Origin of the sequence: Microbacterium sp. GbtcB4, from assembly GCF_019091465.1 — a bacterium.
Taxonomy (GTDB): domain Bacteria; phylum Actinomycetota; class Actinomycetes; order Actinomycetales; family Microbacteriaceae; genus Microbacterium; species Microbacterium paraoxydans.
Genome location: NZ_JAGXJJ010000346.1, coordinates 1 through 248, shown reverse-complemented (window position 1 = coordinate 248; position 248 = coordinate 1). Strand labels below are relative to the sequence as shown.

Genomic DNA, 248 nt, shown 5'->3' with positions numbered 1-248 from the left:
CGGCCCCGACCCCGGTGCCGAAGGGCAGCCGGCGCCCGGACTTCCGACCCCGTCCGGCCGGATCCCGGATGCAGACCGCCCTCCCGGAGGACGGGGAGAGCGTTCTGCTGTGCGAGGGCTCAGTCGCGGTGTTCGTCGTCGTGGTGCTCGACCCCACGGTCATCCGCGGGGGTGTGCTGTTCCGCCGCGGTCTCCGTGTCGTCTGCAGTCTCGGCGCTCCCGATCTCGTCCTGCGGAGCCCCCTCGCC

Annotated in this window: 1 protein-coding gene; it reads left to right on the top strand. The window is 73.8% G+C overall.

Annotation, left to right across the window (positions count from 1 at the left end):
• Nucleotides 1–68: 68 nt before the first annotated feature.
• Nucleotides 69–248 (top strand): hypothetical protein (locus tag KVS71_RS18115; protein WP_217585228.1); only part of this gene is annotated, 180 nt, incomplete at its 3' end.